General features: G+C 65.1%; 16 protein-coding genes. 9 read left to right on the forward strand and 7 right to left on the reverse strand.

What is annotated here, in order from left to right; genetic code table 11:
• Positions 1 to 562 precede the first annotated feature (562 nt).
• From AC50YA_RS04140 to AC50YA_RS04150, 3 genes are all read right to left on the reverse strand, one after another.
• A complete protein-coding gene (locus AC50YA_RS04140) occupies positions 563 to 1,345 on the reverse strand; it encodes a GAF and ANTAR domain-containing protein (RefSeq protein WP_494981095.1) in 783 nt (260 codons plus the stop codon).
• 257 nt (positions 1,346 to 1,602) lie between these two features.
• Positions 1,603 to 2,253 (reverse strand): GAF and ANTAR domain-containing protein, encoded by a 651-nt coding sequence (locus AC50YA_RS04145; RefSeq protein WP_494981096.1) that lies wholly within the window; start codon positions 2,251 to 2,253, stop codon positions 1,603 to 1,605.
• 290 nt (positions 2,254 to 2,543) lie between these two features.
• Positions 2,544 to 3,530 (reverse strand): GDSL-type esterase/lipase family protein, encoded by a 987-nt coding sequence (locus tag AC50YA_RS04150; RefSeq protein WP_494981097.1) that lies wholly within the window; start codon positions 3,528 to 3,530, stop codon positions 2,544 to 2,546.
• 210 nt (positions 3,531 to 3,740) lie between these two features.
• Between AC50YA_RS04150 and AC50YA_RS04155 the strand changes: the two genes are divergently transcribed.
• The 4 genes from AC50YA_RS04155 (at position 3,741) to AC50YA_RS04170 (ending at position 7,678) form a co-directional block, all read left to right on the forward strand.
• Entirely contained in the window at positions 3,741 to 4,544 is an 804-nt protein-coding gene (locus tag AC50YA_RS04155) for an alpha/beta hydrolase (RefSeq protein ID WP_494981357.1), read from the forward strand.
• 156 nt (positions 4,545 to 4,700) lie between these two features.
• A complete protein-coding gene (locus AC50YA_RS04160; protein ID WP_494981358.1) occupies positions 4,701 to 5,426 on the forward strand; it encodes a FadR/GntR family transcriptional regulator in 726 nt (241 codons plus the stop codon).
• Positions 5,427 to 5,498: 72 nt separating this feature from the next.
• Positions 5,499 to 6,266, forward strand: coding sequence for a glucosamine-6-phosphate deaminase (locus AC50YA_RS04165; RefSeq protein WP_494981098.1), 768 nt, complete (start codon positions 5,499 to 5,501; stop codon positions 6,264 to 6,266).
• A 215-nt stretch (positions 6,267 to 6,481) separates the two neighbouring features.
• Positions 6,482 to 7,678: a Fic family protein gene (locus AC50YA_RS04170; protein ID WP_494981099.1), complete on the forward strand. Its 1,197-nt coding sequence runs from the start codon at positions 6,482 to 6,484 to the stop codon at positions 7,676 to 7,678.
• On the opposite strand, the gene AC50YA_RS04175 is transcribed toward AC50YA_RS04170, so the two are convergent.
• The gene (locus tag AC50YA_RS04175; protein WP_494981100.1) at positions 7,633 to 9,255 is read right to left on the reverse strand and encodes a sialidase family protein; all 1,623 of its coding nucleotides are present in this window, start codon (positions 9,253 to 9,255) and stop codon (positions 7,633 to 7,635) included. The two genes, AC50YA_RS04170 and AC50YA_RS04175, sit on opposite strands and share 46 nt — an antisense overlap.
• A 65-nt stretch (positions 9,256 to 9,320) precedes the next feature.
• Between AC50YA_RS04175 and AC50YA_RS04180 the strand changes: the two genes are divergently transcribed.
• Entirely contained in the window at positions 9,321 to 10,259 is a 939-nt protein-coding gene (locus AC50YA_RS04180) for a PfkB family carbohydrate kinase (protein WP_494981101.1), read from the forward strand.
• 22 nt (positions 10,260 to 10,281) lie between these two features.
• Here AC50YA_RS04180 and AC50YA_RS04185 read toward each other — a convergent pair whose 3' ends face one another.
• Together AC50YA_RS04185 and AC50YA_RS04190 are read right to left on the reverse strand one after the other, a co-directional pair.
• Positions 10,282 to 10,659 (reverse strand): LapA family protein, encoded by a 378-nt coding sequence (locus tag AC50YA_RS04185; protein WP_494981102.1) that lies wholly within the window; start codon positions 10,657 to 10,659, stop codon positions 10,282 to 10,284.
• A 176-nt stretch (positions 10,660 to 10,835) separates the two neighbouring features.
• Positions 10,836 to 12,020 (reverse strand): ABC transporter substrate-binding protein, encoded by a 1,185-nt coding sequence (locus tag AC50YA_RS04190; protein ID WP_494981103.1) that lies wholly within the window; start codon positions 12,018 to 12,020, stop codon positions 10,836 to 10,838.
• 216 nt (positions 12,021 to 12,236) lie between these two features.
• Between AC50YA_RS04190 and AC50YA_RS04195 the strand changes: the two genes are divergently transcribed.
• The 4 genes from AC50YA_RS04195 to AC50YA_RS04210 all read left to right on the forward strand — a co-directional run bounded on the left by AC50YA_RS04195 (position 12,237) and on the right by AC50YA_RS04210 (position 14,936).
• Complete coding sequence (locus tag AC50YA_RS04195) at positions 12,237 to 13,055, forward strand: HAD family hydrolase (RefSeq protein WP_494981104.1); 819 nt, start codon at positions 12,237 to 12,239, stop codon at positions 13,053 to 13,055.
• 103 nt (positions 13,056 to 13,158) lie between these two features.
• Positions 13,159 to 13,407: a hypothetical protein gene (locus tag AC50YA_RS04200; RefSeq protein ID WP_494981105.1), complete on the forward strand. Its 249-nt coding sequence runs from the start codon at positions 13,159 to 13,161 to the stop codon at positions 13,405 to 13,407.
• Positions 13,408 to 13,434: 27 nt separating this feature from the next.
• Positions 13,435 to 14,241: a glycerophosphodiester phosphodiesterase family protein gene (locus tag AC50YA_RS04205; protein ID WP_494981106.1), complete on the forward strand. Its 807-nt coding sequence runs from the start codon at positions 13,435 to 13,437 to the stop codon at positions 14,239 to 14,241.
• 455 nt (positions 14,242 to 14,696) lie between these two features.
• Entirely contained in the window at positions 14,697 to 14,936 is a 240-nt protein-coding gene (locus AC50YA_RS04210; RefSeq protein ID WP_494981107.1) for a DUF6480 family protein, read from the forward strand.
• A 40-nt stretch (positions 14,937 to 14,976) separates the two neighbouring features.
• Here AC50YA_RS04210 and AC50YA_RS04215 read toward each other — a convergent pair whose 3' ends face one another.
• Positions 14,977 to 15,921: an EAL domain-containing protein gene (locus tag AC50YA_RS04215; protein ID WP_494981108.1), complete on the reverse strand. Its 945-nt coding sequence runs from the start codon at positions 15,919 to 15,921 to the stop codon at positions 14,977 to 14,979.
• Between the last annotated feature and the right edge of the window lie 54 nt (positions 15,922 to 15,975).

Here is a 15,975-nt window from a genome sequence, read left to right on the forward strand (position 1 = left end):
GCACTCAAAACTGGACTGGACATGATTACTGGATTCCTGGCTCTCGCCCCACGCGATTAAACGGACTTGCTATGAGCCCCTGGTACCGTTCCAGCCTGACACGTAGGGCAGCGGGCTTCAGTTGCAACGTCATGGATGAGGATGCTCTCTTGCACAGCCCACGCTGTCAGGCAGGGCCCCTGGACCAATTCGTACTGAAGGGCGTCGGCACGTTCCACGACGCTGTCGGTAGATCCGGAACTGACCGGGCGGGCATGGGGATCAAGAATTGAAACGCCTGCCCCAAGAGTCCCCGGGATGGAATCCCTTACGGCGCGGGAAAGATGCTGGACGGCGTGGTCCACTTTTTCTTCCGTGAGGAGCAGCCCCATAATCCTGCCTAAGGCAGTGGAAAGTTCATCCAGGGGATACTTCTTGATCATGTTTCTTGCCTCCGGCCATTCTGCGTGACCGGCCTCCGGCGGGCCGGATGAGCCTGTTTGTAACCGTTCAGCGCTTGAGGAAAAGCCTAACGTGTGTGGTGGGCTGCGCACCCGGACCTGCACGAATTCCGGCTGTTCGGCTATTCATCGTAAGTGGTAAGAAATACCCGTTCGCCGGCAATTCCAGAAATGATGCCGGCGGCCACGTCCTTTAACTTGATATTGCGGTGACTGGACGCCTTTACCAATATCTGGAATGCCGCATCGCGGCTGCATCGGCTCTGCGCCATGATGACCCCAATGGCCGTGTCAATGACCGTGCGCGACTTCAGGGCCGAGGAGAGGTCGTCACGGGCGTCGCGCAACTGTGCGATGTTCAAGGCAAGGTCCAGCGCCTTGGCGGCGATGCCCGTAAGCCCAGCAGCCGCATCAATTCCGTGACAGGGGAAGCCGTTCGCGTTGGGGGAGTAGAGGTTTACCACCGCCTGCGAAGGAGCCTGCAGTTGCATCGGGACCGCCAGGATGGAGCCGATGCCCATCTGGCGGGCAGCCTGGTTGTATTTCGGCCAACGGACATCGGCGTCCAGGTTCATGACATGGACCACGGATTCTGTCCGAAGGGCTGTCAGGCAGGGTCCGTCGCCGATGCTGCTTTGCAGGTCGTCCAGGTTCCGGGCGCGGGTATCGCTGCTTGCCAAAGCGACCGGCCGCTTCTGCCGGAGCACCGTGATCCCGCAGGAAAGGTGGTTCCCGGGCTGCGACAGTTGCATGGCGAAAATCGAGGCCGTGTCCGTGAGGAATTCATGGACGTCGGAGCTTGCCAGAACGAGGTCCTGAAGGTGCAGCACAAACTCGTGCAGGCCGGCGCCGGCACGTCCAACGTTGCCGGATTGGGGTTCTCGGATATCAAAGTCCTGGGACATGTGCACTTCCTTCACGGTCCGTCCGCCGTGATCTCCTTGATGGCGGTCTGGATGAGGTCCATCTGCAGTGGGGCCAATTCCATTAGCTCGTGAAGATAGGCGTCCACGCAGAGCTGATCGACGTTTCCGCCGATCCCGTAATAGTAGGTCCATAGGCCCGGGAGGCTGATATTCCCGCTCTGGAACTGTGCGGCCGCAAACTTGCGCTGGTCCGCCTCGAAGGCAGACTGGGGGGGTGCCCAATCCGCCGTCGTCCATCATTTCTCCCCGCCTCCTGTGACGACGGGGATCTCTGATGCGTGGTGCAGGATGTCCTCGGCGATGTCATGCAGCCGGCGGTTGTTGCTGCGGGAGGCAAGGTGCAGGAGTTTGACGGCGGTTTCATGGCTGCAGCGGTTCTGCACCATGATCAGGGCCACGGCCGAGTCCACAACGGCCCGGGACCGCAGCGCCGACCTCAAATGCTCCGGGTATGGGTCCGAAGGGTGCACACGGATTGCCAGCCGCAGGATCCGGGAAAGCGACGCAGCGTGCTCCTCAACGGCGGTCACCGTGTCCGGGTCAAACGTATTGAGCTGGGTTGAATAGCAGTTCAGGGCCGAGCGGGAACCGTTGTCGGTGGGGATGGGGACCGCCAGAATTGTCCGGATGCCTTCGTCTGCGACCGCCCCGGCATACCAGGCCCAACTCTCGTCGGCCTGAAGATCACGGATAAGGACTGTGCGCTGTTCCCGCAACGCCGTCAGGCAGGCACCATTGTCCAAAACGTACTGGCGTTCGTCCACGGTCCGGGCCGTCTCCGTGCTGCTCGCTACCGTCGCGGGCCCGGTCTCCCGTTCCACCGTGATGGCACACAGCAGGGGTGTTTCCCCACCCAGCAAGGACGCGGAAATTGCTGTCAGTCCCAAGAGGAATTCTGTGAAACCCGGGCTCTCAAGAAGCAGGTCCTATAATTGCTCCGCCGTCGGCAGGGCATCATTCTCGGCCACGCGGCCTCAATTCCAAGGATCGCCGCGATCACACGACCCGGCTGGCGGCTGTGCGCTCTCTTCGCGCGCGGCCCGTACATTCAACCCCGGACCTATGCGCCACCCCGAAATCTCCTACTACCGACACTATGCTCTTACAGAGTGGCCGCGTTCGGTCCCGGCGAAGTGTTAGCAGCCGGAGCGCCGCGGAGCGCCCGCAGAAGATGGAGTCAGCGGTTGTTCGCCAGTGCGGCCAGCAGTGGACCCAGCCGTCCGGCCATCAGCCGGTAGCCCGTGTTGTCGGGATGGAGCGTATCCGGCATCAGTTCGGCGGCTTCGTCGGGAGTGAAGACGGCGGCGCCGTCCAGGCAGTGGATCCCGAGGTCGCCGCGTTCCCGCATGACACGCACGACGGCGGCTGTTGCGTCCCGGTAGTCCCTCAAGGTCATCCCGACGGCGTTGGGCAGCTCCTCGCGCGGCAGCGACAGCATGGGCGTGATGACGGCGATCGGTGCCAGGGGATGGGCTTTGCGGATGTTCGCCAGGAAACCCAGGACCTGGCTGGCGTAGCTGCGTTCTGAAAAGACGGCTGCGTTATAGGAGTTGATGCCCAGGCAGAGTGAGATGAAATCAGCGGGCAGCTGCTGCAGTGTTGACTCTGCAGCGGGATCCAGCTGGCACTCGCCGGCGAATCCAAGCGAGGTGAGCTCCCAGCCAAACCGGGTCGCCACCAGGGCAGGCCAGGTTTCCGACGGGCCGTCAGCCTGCTGGCAATGCGTCAGCGAACTGCCGCAGGTCAGCCAGCGTTTGCCGGACTCCGTCACCGATTCCACGCCTTCTCCCCGCAGCGACGCTTCCCGGATCCTGACCGTCCCAAACTGGGGGAGCCATAGCTGGACCGATGTCCCCGGATTGAGGGTTCCCAAGGCGAGCTCGTAACTCACCGGGCCAGCAGCGGTGACCCGGTGGGCGAGCGTCCCATCCACCAGAACGTCAAACGGGGAACTGTCAGCTGTGCCTTCCGATTCCAGGACCACCGTTCCTAACGACGCCGTCCAGCTTGCCCGGATGCCGGCGCCCATGGTGGCCCGGTCCTCGAGTCCGTCGGTGGCCGGGGATACCAGCAGGGCCGGATCGAGCCGCCGGAAGTGCTGCCAGCCGTCGGTGTCGGTGTTGACCTGGAAGGCCCCGGTCCAGTGCGCGTTGATGGAATCCACGGGCACAAATCTACCGGTTTCTTGCGCGACGCCGGGGCTACCCGCATCACGCTGTAGGCTCGGCACATGGCTGATCTGCGGCGTCGGACGTTTGTCTTCCGCACGCTGGTTGGCGCGGCGGCTGCGGCGGCCGTTGGAACTCTCGGCACCGCGTGTTCGCCCGGCGCCGAGCGGGACGGTGCCGCCGGTGGCGGCGCCAAGGGGGATGCAGTGAACCGGCACAAGTACCACTACGGCGAGGACGCCAGCCAATGGGGTGAGCTATTCCTGCCCGAACTGCCGTCCGGCGGTGAGCACCGCGGCGTGGTGGTGGTGATCCATGGCGGCTACTGGCGCTCGCAGTACGGCGCAGAGCTGGGTGAGCCGATCGCCCGCGACCTGGCCGCCCATGGCATGGCCGCCTGGAACCTTGAATACCGCCGGGCCGGAAACGGCGGCGGCTGGCCAAACACCTTCATTGACGTGCTCGCCGGAATAGACAAGCTGCAGGACCTCGCGGCTAAACATGCCCTGAACATTGGCCCGGTGGTGGCGCTGGGCCATTCAGCCGGCGGGCACCTGGCTGCCTGGGCTGCCGGCCGGGGCAAGCTTGCCCAACTGGGAATGCCGGATGCTGATCGCCAGGTGCCTCGTCGGAATGATGCGACGGCGGTGCACCTCACCGGCGTGGTCAGCCAGTCCGGCCTGCTCAACCTGGCCGAGGCAGAGAAGCTGAACCTCAGCAACGGTGCGGTGAGCAACCTGCTGGGCGGGTCGTCGTCGAAATATCCGCACCGCTACAGATACGCTGACCCCATGACCGCCCTTCCGCTGGCCGTGCCGATCGTCGCTGTCCATGGATCGGAGGACACCACCGTGCCGCTGGGGCAGTCCGAGTCCTATGTCAACGCCGGAACCACCGCCCACATGGAGACCCGGCTGATCAGGGTTCCCGGGGACCATTACGCGCTTATCGATCCCAAAACGCCTGGTTACCGGGCGTGCCGCGAGCTTGTCCGGTCGCTTTTGGGTTAGATTCGGCGCTCCTGAGTTAGATTGGGTCCCCCCGGGTTAGAACTGCTCAAAATAGGTTCGTCATTTCTAGACATTGGACGTCCCATCTCCTGTACCCTTGAGATGTAGGACAAGTCGCGACCCCCTAAGCGCGGCAAGGAGGAGACCCACGTGGCCATCGCATCGCAAGAAGTATCGCCCGCACGTTTCAGCGCGCAGCTCCGTTCGCACGCCCTGCAGACACGGATCATGGACCTTATTCTGGATCGCGGCCTGGACGTCGGCGACGCACTGCCCACCGAAAGTGAGCTCTCCGCGGAACTGGGCGTGGGCCGCAACACCGTCCGCGAATCCCTGAAAGTGCTGCAGGCCCTGGGCGTGATCGAGATCCGGCATGGCTTCGGCATGTTCGTGGCGCCCAACAACTTCAGCGCCCTGGTGTCCGGCCTGACCTTTCGTGGCCGGCTGTCGCTCCGCCACAAGGGCGAAGAGGCCATGGAGCTCATCGATGTTCGCCAGGCTCTCGAATCCGGGCTGATCGGTACGGCTATTGACCTGCTCACCGACGAGCATCTGGCTGACCTGCGCGCCACCATGGAAGCCATGGAGAACGCGGCGCGCAACGATGAGCCCCTGTACGAGCACGACGCCGAATTCCACCGCCGGCTGTATGCCCCGCTTAACAATGAGCTACTGATCAACCTCATGGATGTGTTCTGGCAGGTTTACCGCAAGATCCATCTGGCCCTCGGTACCGGCCCGGTCAACCTCGAGGAGCAGATCCAGGACCACTGGGACATCTTCGAGGCCGTGGCCAACAAGGACAAAGCCCTTGCATCCGAACGCCTGCAGCGTCATTTTGACGGCATCCGCCTGAAACTCAAGGACGTCGCGGCCGCCTAGCCTGTTTTTTCCTTCGCCGCCCGCGCCCCGGGCGGACTTAACCCTGCCGTTTTCGTAGAGAGTGCCTTTGTCGTGGAAATTTTCGTTGTGCCTACCGCCTCAGCCACCGGTTCTGTCGCCGCCGGGATCCTCGCTGCCGTCATCCGCAGCAAGCCCGACGCCGTCCTGGGCGTGGCCACGGGCGGATCGCCGCTGCCCATCTACGCGGCGCTCGCCAACCACCGGCTGGACATGTCCTCCGTCCGCGCCTTCGCCCTCGACGAGTACGTAGGCCTGCCCTCCGCACATCCCGAAAGCTACGCCGAAGTTGTCCGGCGCGAAGTGACTGAACGGCTGCATCTGGATCCTGCCAACGTCGCCGTGCCGGACGGAAGCGCCGCGGACCCCGAGGCCGCCGCCGTTGACTACGACGCCGCCATTGCCGGCGCCGGCGGCATCGATGTGCAGATCATCGGTATCGGCCACAACGGCCACCTGGCCTTCAACGAGCCTGGCTCCGCCCTGGACTCGCGGACCCGCGTGGAAGTCCTCACGGAACGCACCCGCGAGGCCAACGCCCGCTACTTCAGTACGCCGGAGGAAGTGCCGCTCCGTTGCATCACGCAGGGCCTGGGCACCATCCTCGAAGCCCGACACCTCCTGCTGGTGGTCAACGGCGCGGACAAAGCCGGCATACTGGCTGCCGCCCTGAACGGGCCCGTCACCGCTGATTGCCCGGGGTCGGTCCTGCAGCTGCACCCGCACGTGACGGTGGTGGCTGACGAAGCCGCGGCGTCGCAGCTGGCCCAGGGGAGCGGGCAGGTGACCGTGCGCGTATCCGGGGCGGCCGCCAGCGTCTAGGGCTGGGTTATTCGCCTGGCAATTCATACTGCGGAGCACGCTCGCAAGTCGGATCTCAGCGGACATTGCCCCTTTTCGCTTCTCTGGTCGCCGAGGTCTCGCCAGCTTTGGAAGGTGCTTTTCGCAAGATCCGGGAGCCGGGCGTTTGGAATAGACGCAGAATAACGAGAAGCCATAACAATGGATAAACGAATAAGCATTGGTAAGCTCTATCCATGTCTACGTTTGAGCAGAAATCCTCCTGGCCGTCGCTTGGCTATGAAGAACGGCACTGGCACAGCGTCCATGACGAGTATGGCTCACGAACGCAGAAGCGTCTGGCCGCGGGTCCGTACTTGGCGGCGGTGCCCGCATTCATCGCCGATCAGACAATCTCGCTTGACAGCGAGCTGCACGCGCTGACTGAAGAGGCTGCGAGCGAACTGGCCCGCTTCGATGCGGAAGTAGGCCAAATCGCGGCACCATTCGCGTCCATTCTCCTGCGCACCGAGAGCGCCTCCAGCTCGGAAATCGAGAACCTCACGAGCGGCGCACGGCAGATCGCCTTGGCGGAGCTCGGTGAGCACGCCTCGAAGAATGCGCAGCTCATCGTCGGCAACGTCCGAGCCATGCAAGCAGCCCTTTCCCTGCCCGAGTCCATCGACGGCCACGCCATCCTGGAAATGCATCGCGCACTGCTCGAGCAAAGCAATCCCGACATCGTCGGCCATTGGCGTGACCAGCAGGTCTGGATCGGTGGCGGGAGCCTCGGACCGCACACCGCACAGTTTGTCCCTCCCCATCAGGACCGGGTCCCCGCGCTCATGGACGACCTCGTCGCCTTCGCCAATCGCGTCGACCTTCCCGTGCTCGTTCACACCGCGATCGCTCACGCCCAATTCGAGACAATCCACCCGTTCCCCGATGGCAACGGAAGGGTCGGTCGCGCCCTCATCCAGTCGATGCTGCGCGGAGGACAGCTCACTCGAAACGTTGCCGTTCCTGTCTCCGCAGGTTTGCTCCACAACACCAGCCAATACTTTGATTCCCTGGGTGCGTACCGGTCCGGAGACATCGCCCCGATTGTTCGTTCAATCGCCGAGGCGTCCTTCGCGGCGGTGCACAACGGCCGTATCCTCGTCGACGACCTGGAAATCGTGCAGGTCGAATGGCGCGGGCGTATCAGCGCGAGACGAGACTCGGCAGCCCACCGGCTCGTGGACGTTCTCCTTCGCCAACCCGTGATTGGCGCAGCCGCAGCCGCAGCTCAGCTTGGCATCTCGACCGTCAACGCTCAGGTCGCTATCGACCGCCTCGTTGACGCCAACATTCTGACCCAAATCACAGACGGACGACGAAACCGAATTTGGCTGGCGAAGGACGTCGTTCAGATCCTTGACGAGTTCGCCGCCCGAGCAAAGCGGCGCCGATAGTCGGACGGTGAACGGACACACTCTGAGCCGACCGAGCGCTGCCCGATTTGGAGTCCAGCCCCTGCCCGCAACGGAACCATTAGCGGACACATTTGAGAAGCGCTCTCATTGAGCTGCACTTGATGTTGGCTGTTGTCCCGCAGTAACCGACCTGATGAAATGATGGGTCCGTAGTTGAGGTCATGCGCCTCCCTGGTCCCGATCACCTGCGCCGCCTCGGCCGTATATCCCTGGCCGATCTCCTTCCACGTGTGGACGCCCCAGCCCTCGCCGCCGGACTGCATGACGTGGAACTCGCCCGCGTTTTGCCAGACCTTCGGACGGCCGGGTGTGATGGAGCCCAGTTCCATGTCGAACACCAGGCCGGGGTCGTCGTCCGGCGCGCTCGCATCGACGTTGGACCCGGGCGGGACGCTCTCGACCGCGGCGGTGCCGTCCCTGAGCTGCACGGTGAGTTGCCCCGCGGGCACCGAGGCGAACACGATTTCCCGGTAGCCCTGGCGCTCATAGAGGACGCCGATGTTGCCGTCGGGGAGCCGGGCGGCCGTCGAGTAGGCCGAGCTTCCCGGGCACAGGACCAGCTTCGCGTGCCAGCTGAGGCCGTTGTCGGTGGACAGACTGATCACCGTGTTCCGCCGCAATGCGGTGTCCTGGTTATTGGTTGCCAGAAGCCACGAGTCCGTAGAGGCGTCGGCGTGGGAAGTAAGGGACGGCAGGACGTCGAAGCGGACCAGCGAGCCATTGTCACCCGGGTCCGGGAGGTCCTCCACGGGGCGCAGGGCACCCCAGGTGGCCTCGCCGTCGTCCGATATTGCGGCGAGGCGGCGCGGTGTGCCGCGACTGTGCAGCAGAAGCCGGCCGTCCTGGAGGGCGGCGACCTTGTTTTCGTTGGGGGCGTAGCCGTGCGTCCGGGCGCCGATGAGCTCCCCGAGCGTCCAGGTGCCGCCGTGGTCGTCGCTGTACGCGGAGGCGGCCATAATCTCGCCGCCGGCCAGGACCACAAACTGCTGAACCAGCCGGCCGCGGTGAGGACCAGTGTGGATCTGGATGCCTTGCCCGGCCGCGGCGAAGATTCCGGTGATGTCCGGCTCGTCGGGGTGAGCCGGCGGGCGCAGCTTGAGCTGGGCGGTGATCCTGCGGTGCTGCCAGGTCAGGCCGTCGTCGTCCGAGAAGCTGAGGTCGCAGTGCTGGACATCGTCATCGGGCTCGAGCCCTGCGGCCGCTTCGAAGAATCCGGAGTGCGTTCCGGCGGCGTGGAACAGGAACATCCGGCCGGTCTCCACGTCCACCAGCAGGCTCGGATCGCCGTAGCCGTTGAGGCCGCCGCCCGTCCTCACGACCTGCTGTTCTCCCCACGTTCGGCCGTTGTCCGTGCTGCGCCGGAGCAGGAGGTCGATCGGGTTGGGCAGGTCATCGAGGTTGGGGCGGCCGTCGTAGGCGGCCAGTAGGGTGCCCTGCCGCGAGACGGCGAGGGCGGGGATCCTGTATTGCCGGTAGCCGCCGGTGCCGCGGAACGCCAGGACGTGTTCGACGTCCGGTATGGCAGCCATCATTGGCTGGAGGACATGGGATGTCATACCTCCATGGTACGGGACGCGTCATGCGCCTGTGTAGGCGGGCGCATGTCTGGCAGAGTATGACCATGCTCACTGTTATAGGCGAAGGCCTTGTTGACGTCGTCCAGCGCGCCTCCGGAATCGAAGCCCACGTGGGCGGCAGTCCCCTTAATGTCGCGGTGGGCCTGGCCCGCCTTGACCATGCCGTGCAGTTCATCGGCCGCTATGGCCGCGACGCCTACGGGGATTCGTTGGCGGCGCACTTGCGCTCCAGCTCCGTCATGCTGCCGCTGGGCCCCGATGAGTTGCCCACCAGCGTGGCCACCGCCGTAATTGACGACGACGGCGCCGCCACCTACGCGTTCGACCTCGCCTGGGAGCTTCCCGGCCTGGCGGAGCGCCTCGCCTTTATGCTGCAGGGAACCACCCTGCTGCACACCGGCTCCATCGCCACGATGCTGGCGCCGGGCGCCGCAGCGGTGCTCGCCGCCGTCGAGCACGCCCACCCGGCCGCGACGATCAGCTTCGATCCCAACTGCCGGCCCAGCATCATCACCGACGTGGATTATGCGCGGACGCAGGCGGAGAAATTTGTCGCCCTCGCGGACGTGGTCAAGGCCTCGGACGAGGACCTGGAGTGGCTGTACCCGAGTGTGGACGTGCTGGAATCAGCGCGCCGCTGGCTGTCGTTGGGCGGTTCCGAGGGGCCGGCCCTGGTGATAGTCACGCGGGGAGCGGCCGGACCGTGGGGGATAACGGCCGCCGGTGAAGCCGCGATTGACGCGCCTCGCGTGGAAGTGGCCGACACCGTGGGTGCCGGCGATTCCTTTATGGCCGCGCTGCTCTCCGGAATCGTGGACCGGGGCCTGGACGGTGCGCAGAACCGGAAGGACCTTCGCGAGCTTCCGGCCGAGGGACTGGCTGAGCTGCTGGCCCACGCTGCGCGCGCGGCGGCCGTCACTGTTTCCCGCCCGGGCGCCAACCCGCCCACGCGTGCCGAACTGAACGCGGTTCCGGCGGAGTAAGGGCAGGGGAGCAGCTCGGCTGCTAAAGATTCGTAACCCTGCGCCGCCGTCGTTCAGTACGGCGGAGTTGCAGGATGCGCGCGCCGCCCGCGATCGCCACGAGTATGCCGCCTCCCACGGCTGCGATGAAGAACGCCACGCCCTGGGCAAGACGGCCCTCCCAGCCAAGGAACTTGACGGAGACCATGTCCTGGTTCTGGATGAAGAAGATGATCAGCAGCACCAGCACCGCGAGGCTGACCGCCACGGCACTCCAAATGACTGCGGCGCGGGTGACGCGTGGGGAAGCAGTCTTACGCGCAGGCGCAGGCGCAGGCGCGGGCTCGCTGCGCTGAACCGTGGGCTCGGACTCTGGCGTCGGCGGTACAACGGTGGGTGGCAGCGGTTCTTCTGAGCTCATACCGTCATTGTCTCTCCACGCGGGCCATTTTGGCGGGATGCGGTGAGCATCCGAATGTTAGTCGCCCATTAAAGGGCAGTCGAGACGCGGAAACCCGCCCATCCGCCCGGAATTAAGTACAGTTCCGGGCGGATGAGTGGGTTGCATGATGCGGACTGGGCCGACGGCGCCTGGGGCTACTCTTTACCAAGTCCCGCAGCCGAGGTCTTCTCCCCGGTGACCTCGTTGAGGGCTGTCAGATCAAAGATGCCGTTGATGTCCGCCTGCTTGGTGGTGCCGGCTTCCACGCCGTCCTTGAGCAGCTTGGGGTAGGTTCCGGCGAGCGGATCCACGGTGAAGACGATGTTCTTCAGGGACCGCTCGATTACGTCGGCCTTGAGTTCGGCGCCAGCCGCTTCCTTGAGGGCAGCGTTGATGACGCTGGCCTTTTCGCCTGCAGCCGCGCTGTTCAGCCAGTCGACAGATTTGGCGTGGCCCTTGAGCAGGGCCTCCACGGTGTCCGGGTGATCGGCGGCGAACTTCTTGTTCACGATCAGGATGGTGGTGGGGAACTCGCCAGCCTTGCCGGAGCGTGAGCCGTCCCAGAGGTCCTTTTCGTCAACCAGGACCTTGGCGCCGGCGGTCAGCACCAGGCGGGAGGCCCAGGGCTCAGGCAGCCACGCGCCGTCGAGCTTTCCGTCCTGGAACAGTTTCAGCGTCTGGGCGTTTTCGGTGGGGTTGATGGACACGTCGCCGCTGCCGTCAACGTTGGTTTTGTAGCCCTGGGCGGCGAGCCAGGCACGGAGCGCCACGTCCTGCGTGCCGCCGAGCTGAGGCGACGCGAGCGTCTTGCCCAACAGGTCCGCGGCGGAGTTGATTTCCGGCTTGACCACCAGCTGCGCGCCACCTGCGGCCGCTCCGGCGATGATGCTGATGGACTCCCCGCCGCTCTTGACGTACGAGTTGATGGCGGGGTTCGGGCCGATGTAGGTGGCGTCGATGGCGCCGGCGTTCAGGGCTTCGATCGCGGCGGGCCCGGCGTTGAAGACCTGCGTGCTGAGCTTGGTTTCGCCCAGTTCCTTGGCGATGTAGCTCTGGCTGACACCCACCAAGGCGGGTGCGTGCGTCACGTTCCCGAAATAGCCGAGCTTGAGCTCTACCGCCGGGTTGGCGGCCGGGGCGGCGGAGGACGCCGCGGAGGTGGCGGCGTTGTTGCCGGAAACCGCCGATGCCACGGCCACGCCGCCGCCGACGAGGGCCAGAACGCCGGCCACGATGCCGATCTTCAGGCCGAGTGGACGCTTCGGAGCGGAAGTCTGGCCGGCCACGACGCGGGTGGCGGCCGGTTGGTTTGGAGGAGAGTTATCCGGGGGAGTTGTCACGGTATTTCCTTTGCTTGCGGAGATGTTGAAGATGAGATTACGGACGGCCCCCACGCCCCACAACGGCGACGGACACGGACGTTCACGCAACGACGCACAGGCTCAACAGAACGTAGTGCGGCGTCAAAAAACGTCGCCCGGAGACTCCAACGGGCCGGCCGTCAGGGACCAAGCGGCCCGGCCCGGGAAGCCCCCTGCCCCACGTAGACTGGCAGGATGCGGCTGGTAGCAAGTGATATTGACGGAACAATTCTTGGGCACGACGGAAAGATCAGTGACCGCACCGTCCGGGCCTTCCACGCCTGCCGGGACGCCGGCATCGAGCTCGTTTTTGTCACCGGCCGTCCGCCGCGCTGGCTCCACCCGCTGGAGGAACAGCTGGGCCACACCGGCACGGTCATCTGTTCCAACGGCGCCGTGGTGTGGGACCTCGAAGCGGACCGGCTGGTTTCCGCCCGGGCGCTGGGCATCGATGCGGTGCTGGAACTGCGGCGGATCATCAAGGAACTGCGCCCCGCCGCGCTCTTCGCCGCGGAAACGCTGACCGGATTCCACCTTGAGCCCGGTTTCATCGAAAACGGTTCCAGCGAGCTGCTGGCCGAATTTACCCCCGCCCCGCTGGCCGAAACGCTGACCCCGGACGACGCCGTCGTGAAGTTCCTGGCGATTGTCAGGGATGGCACCGCGGACGACTTCCTGGCAGCCGTGCGCCCCGCCGTCGCCCATCTGGCGTCCGCCACGCACTCCGCGCCGACCGTGGCGATGCTGGAACTGTCCCTCCCCGGCGTCAACAAAGCCGTTACCCTGGCCGAATACGCCAAAGCACTGTCCATTGACGCAGCCGACGTTGTGGCGTTCGGGGACATGCCCAATGACGTCGAGATGCTGCGCTGGGCAGGCCACGGGTACGCCATGGCCAGCGGCCATCCGGACGCCATCAGCGCCGCCGGGCAGCAGGCGCCCCACTTTGACGACGACGGCGTGGCCCAGGTTCTCGAGGCCAGGCTCGCGGCGCTGGGGATAGAGCTGCACTGACCCTGGCTCCTGGACCAGGAATTCACAGCTTCCGCTCACCTTGCGTTCACATTTGACCCCTAACGTGAGCGGTGGATACCCATCCGCAGCTAAAGGGGGAGTCATGGCAAGGAACGGCAACCAACGCGCGGCCGAAGCGCCGTTGCGCCCGGCAGAGCCGGCTTCGCACTGGAAGGCACTGAAAGAGGGCGACCGCGTGCGTGTCCGCCTCAGCCCGGGGTACGAAACCGGCGGGTTCGTGGATGCCATCACCTGGGACCACACCGCTGTGTGGGTGGATCTAGACAACGGCCATGGCCGCACGCTGCTGCACTGCAGCGACGGTGTGGAGATTGTGCCGCAGGACACGTAGCCCGCCGGCTCCGGTACGCTCACAAACGTGACTGAGCCGTTTTTTGATGCTTCCGGCGGTGCTGGCCGTCCCCCGCGTCCCATCGCCATGGCCCACCGCGGATTCTCCCGGGAGGGGCTGGAAAACTCGATGGCCGCGTTCCGGGCCGCCGCCGGACTTGGCTACCGGTACCTCGAGACGGATGTGCACACCACCTCCGACGGCGTGCTGCTGCTCTTCCACGACGACACCCTGGACCGGGTCACCGATCGCCGTGGCCGGATTTCCGAGCTGACCGCCGCCGAGGTTTCCGCCGCGCGGATCGGCGGGCGCGAACCCGTGCCACTGTTCGATGACCTGCTGGCGGCCTTCCCGGCTGCCCGGCTGAACCTGGACGTCAAAGACTGGAACTCCGTGCAAAGCCTGGCCGCCGGCATCGAACGGCACGGTGCGCATGACCGGGTCCTCGTGGCCAGTTTTTCAGACCGCCGACGCCGGGCGGTGCTGAAACTGCTCAGCCGTCCGGTGGCGTCGTCGGCAGGGATGGTGACGAACGCGCTGTTTGTATTGCTGGGCCCGGTGCTTCCGGCCGCGTGGCTCCGCTTTGCACTGCGGGCTCCGTTGCGGGATGTCCAGGCGCTGCAGGTTCCGGTCCGGTACGGGGTGATCCGGGTGGTGACGCCGGCCTATGTCCGGCGGGCGCACGCCCTGCGCCTGGTGGTCCATGTGTGGACCATCAACGATCCCACCGAGATGCACCGCCTGTTGGACCTCGGAGTGGACGGGATCGTGACGGACCGCGCGGATCTGCTGAAGCAGGTTCTGCAGGAACGCGGCGAGTGGCCCGGCAGCTGAGCAGGACCTGTGGCAGCGCTCAGCTGGGCCCCAAGTCACAGGACGGTCTTTCTCACCCCTTACCGGGGTCGGCGCGTGCTCCGTCCGGGTCGCCGTCTGGCAAGCCGGCCGGGGAGGGCTTCAGGCCCGGGGCCTTTTCCTTTTCGGCCGCCATGGCGTTGGAGCCCTCACTGATGGATGAGTGTACTTCCACGTCACTGTTGGGGTCCGTAGGTTCCGGGACTTCCATGCCTCCCGTTGGTGTGGCCGCCGCCGGCCAGGTCTTCCATGGCGTTTTCCGCCGCTTTGCCGATGCTGTCGCCAATGCCCATGTGACTGCTCCTTCGTGGCGTGGGAGCCGGCAGCCTCTCGGAAGTCCGCCGGAACATTACCTATTCAGAATTATCAGCATGCTTACAATTAGTCCAGAGCTGGGGTATGGAGCCGCAGCCGATTCACGGAAAGGAACGGTCGCCATGAGCAGTTACCATCCGGAGAATGACCCAGCGAACCCTGATCAGCCAGGATCGGATCCTGCAGAGTCGGACCGGTCGCAGCAAGAGCCCAACCAGTCAGGGAAAGACTCTGCAGCCTCAGCCAATCCTGACCCCGCAGAAGGAAACATCACCGGCCTGGAGCCTGGCGGGGGCGTGCCTCCGGGCGAAACGCCGCCCGCAGAGGATCAGATGAGCGGCGACCAGGGCCACAGCGAATAGCCCGCCTGCAACCCTGGAGTCGAGCAGGGCCCAGTGCAATTCAGTGCAGCTCACTGCCGCCTGGCCGGTGGGTACCGTGATCGGCTGCGGCGAGGTGACGGAGCCCATCAGGGTCAAGCGGCGTATTCCACGCCGCCCAGTCCTTCGGCCGCACTGAGGGCCGGCCCAGCAGGAAGCCCTGGCCGGCGCTGAAGCCCAACTCGGTGAGGACCTTGAGTTCCTCGGCGGTTTCAACACCTTCGGCCACCAGAATACTGCCGATCTGCTCCGCGAAGTCCACCAGGCACGCGGCCAGGGCGTGCTGGGAAGTATCCGTGTCCACGCCGCTGATCACGTTCCTGCCCAGCTTGATGAAGTCAGGCCGCAGATGGAGCATCCGGCTCAGGGCACCCGCGGTGGGGTGTGAATCATCGATTGCAATGCGCAGCCCGCGTTCCCGGAGCGGCGTAATTGCGGAAACGAAATGCGAGTATTCCTCGTCCGGAATTTCGTCCGTCAATTCGAGCACAATGCGGTCTATTGGCAGCTCGATGTGGTCAAATAATTCGGGCAGGCGGGGATCCAGGCATGATGTGGGGGAGATGTTGAGGGCCACGTAGACGTGCGCGGGGAGTTTCGCGGCAGCGGTGGCTGCGGACGCGAGGGCCGAGAATTCCAGGTTGGCACCCAATCCAACGGCGGCTGCCTCGGCGAACCAGAGTTCCGCGCTCGCGCCGTCGTCGCTGACAAAGCGCGACAACGCCTCGACGCCCACAACGCCCTTGGATTCCAGGCCGTAGATCGGTTGGAACGCGGTCATCAGCATCTGGTTTTCCAGCAGCGCACTGATCCGTGACAGGCTGCGCAGCGAATCCAACCGTTCGGAAATCTGCGGCGGCATGGCGCTGAGAGGCTGCGGGAAGCGGGCTGTGTCGGCGGTTTCCGTGCCTGTGGTGTCCTGTTGCCGGCGTTCCAGAAGATACTCCAGCAGGGCCCGTTCCGGCATGCCGGGGTTCTCCCCCAAGCGGTCGCTAAGGCGCTGACGTATTGCCGCCCCGGC

It is taken from the genome of Pseudarthrobacter sp. RHLT3-21, from assembly GCF_059383495.1.

What these genes read in the sequence shown, in the direction of transcription:
- AC50YA_RS04185 (WP_494981102.1), bottom strand. Translation starts at nt 10,659, where the DNA reads ATGAGCTCAGAAGAACCGCTGCCACCCACCGTTGTACCGCCGACGCCA.
- AC50YA_RS04210 (WP_494981107.1), top strand. Translation starts at nt 14,697, where the DNA reads ATGAGCAGTTACCATCCGGAGAATGACCCAGCGAACCCTGATCAGCCA.
- AC50YA_RS04215 (WP_494981108.1), bottom strand. Translation starts at nt 15,921, where the DNA reads ATGCCGGAACGGGCCCTGCTGGAGTATCTTCTGGAACGCCGGCAACAG.
- AC50YA_RS04170 (WP_494981099.1), top strand. Translation starts at nt 6,482, where the DNA reads ATGTCTACGTTTGAGCAGAAATCCTCCTGGCCGTCGCTTGGCTATGAA.
- AC50YA_RS04140 (WP_494981095.1), bottom strand. Translation starts at nt 1,345, where the DNA reads ATGTCCCAGGACTTTGATATCCGAGAACCCCAATCCGGCAACGTTGGA.
- AC50YA_RS04200 (WP_494981105.1), top strand. Translation starts at nt 13,159, where the DNA reads ATGGCAAGGAACGGCAACCAACGCGCGGCCGAAGCGCCGTTGCGCCCG.
- AC50YA_RS04175 (WP_494981100.1), bottom strand. Translation starts at nt 9,255, where the DNA reads ATGACATCCCATGTCCTCCAGCCAATGATGGCTGCCATACCGGACGTC.
- AC50YA_RS04180 (WP_494981101.1), top strand. Translation starts at nt 9,321, where the DNA reads ATGCTCACTGTTATAGGCGAAGGCCTTGTTGACGTCGTCCAGCGCGCC.
- AC50YA_RS04195 (WP_494981104.1), top strand. Translation starts at nt 12,237, where the DNA reads ATGCGGCTGGTAGCAAGTGATATTGACGGAACAATTCTTGGGCACGAC.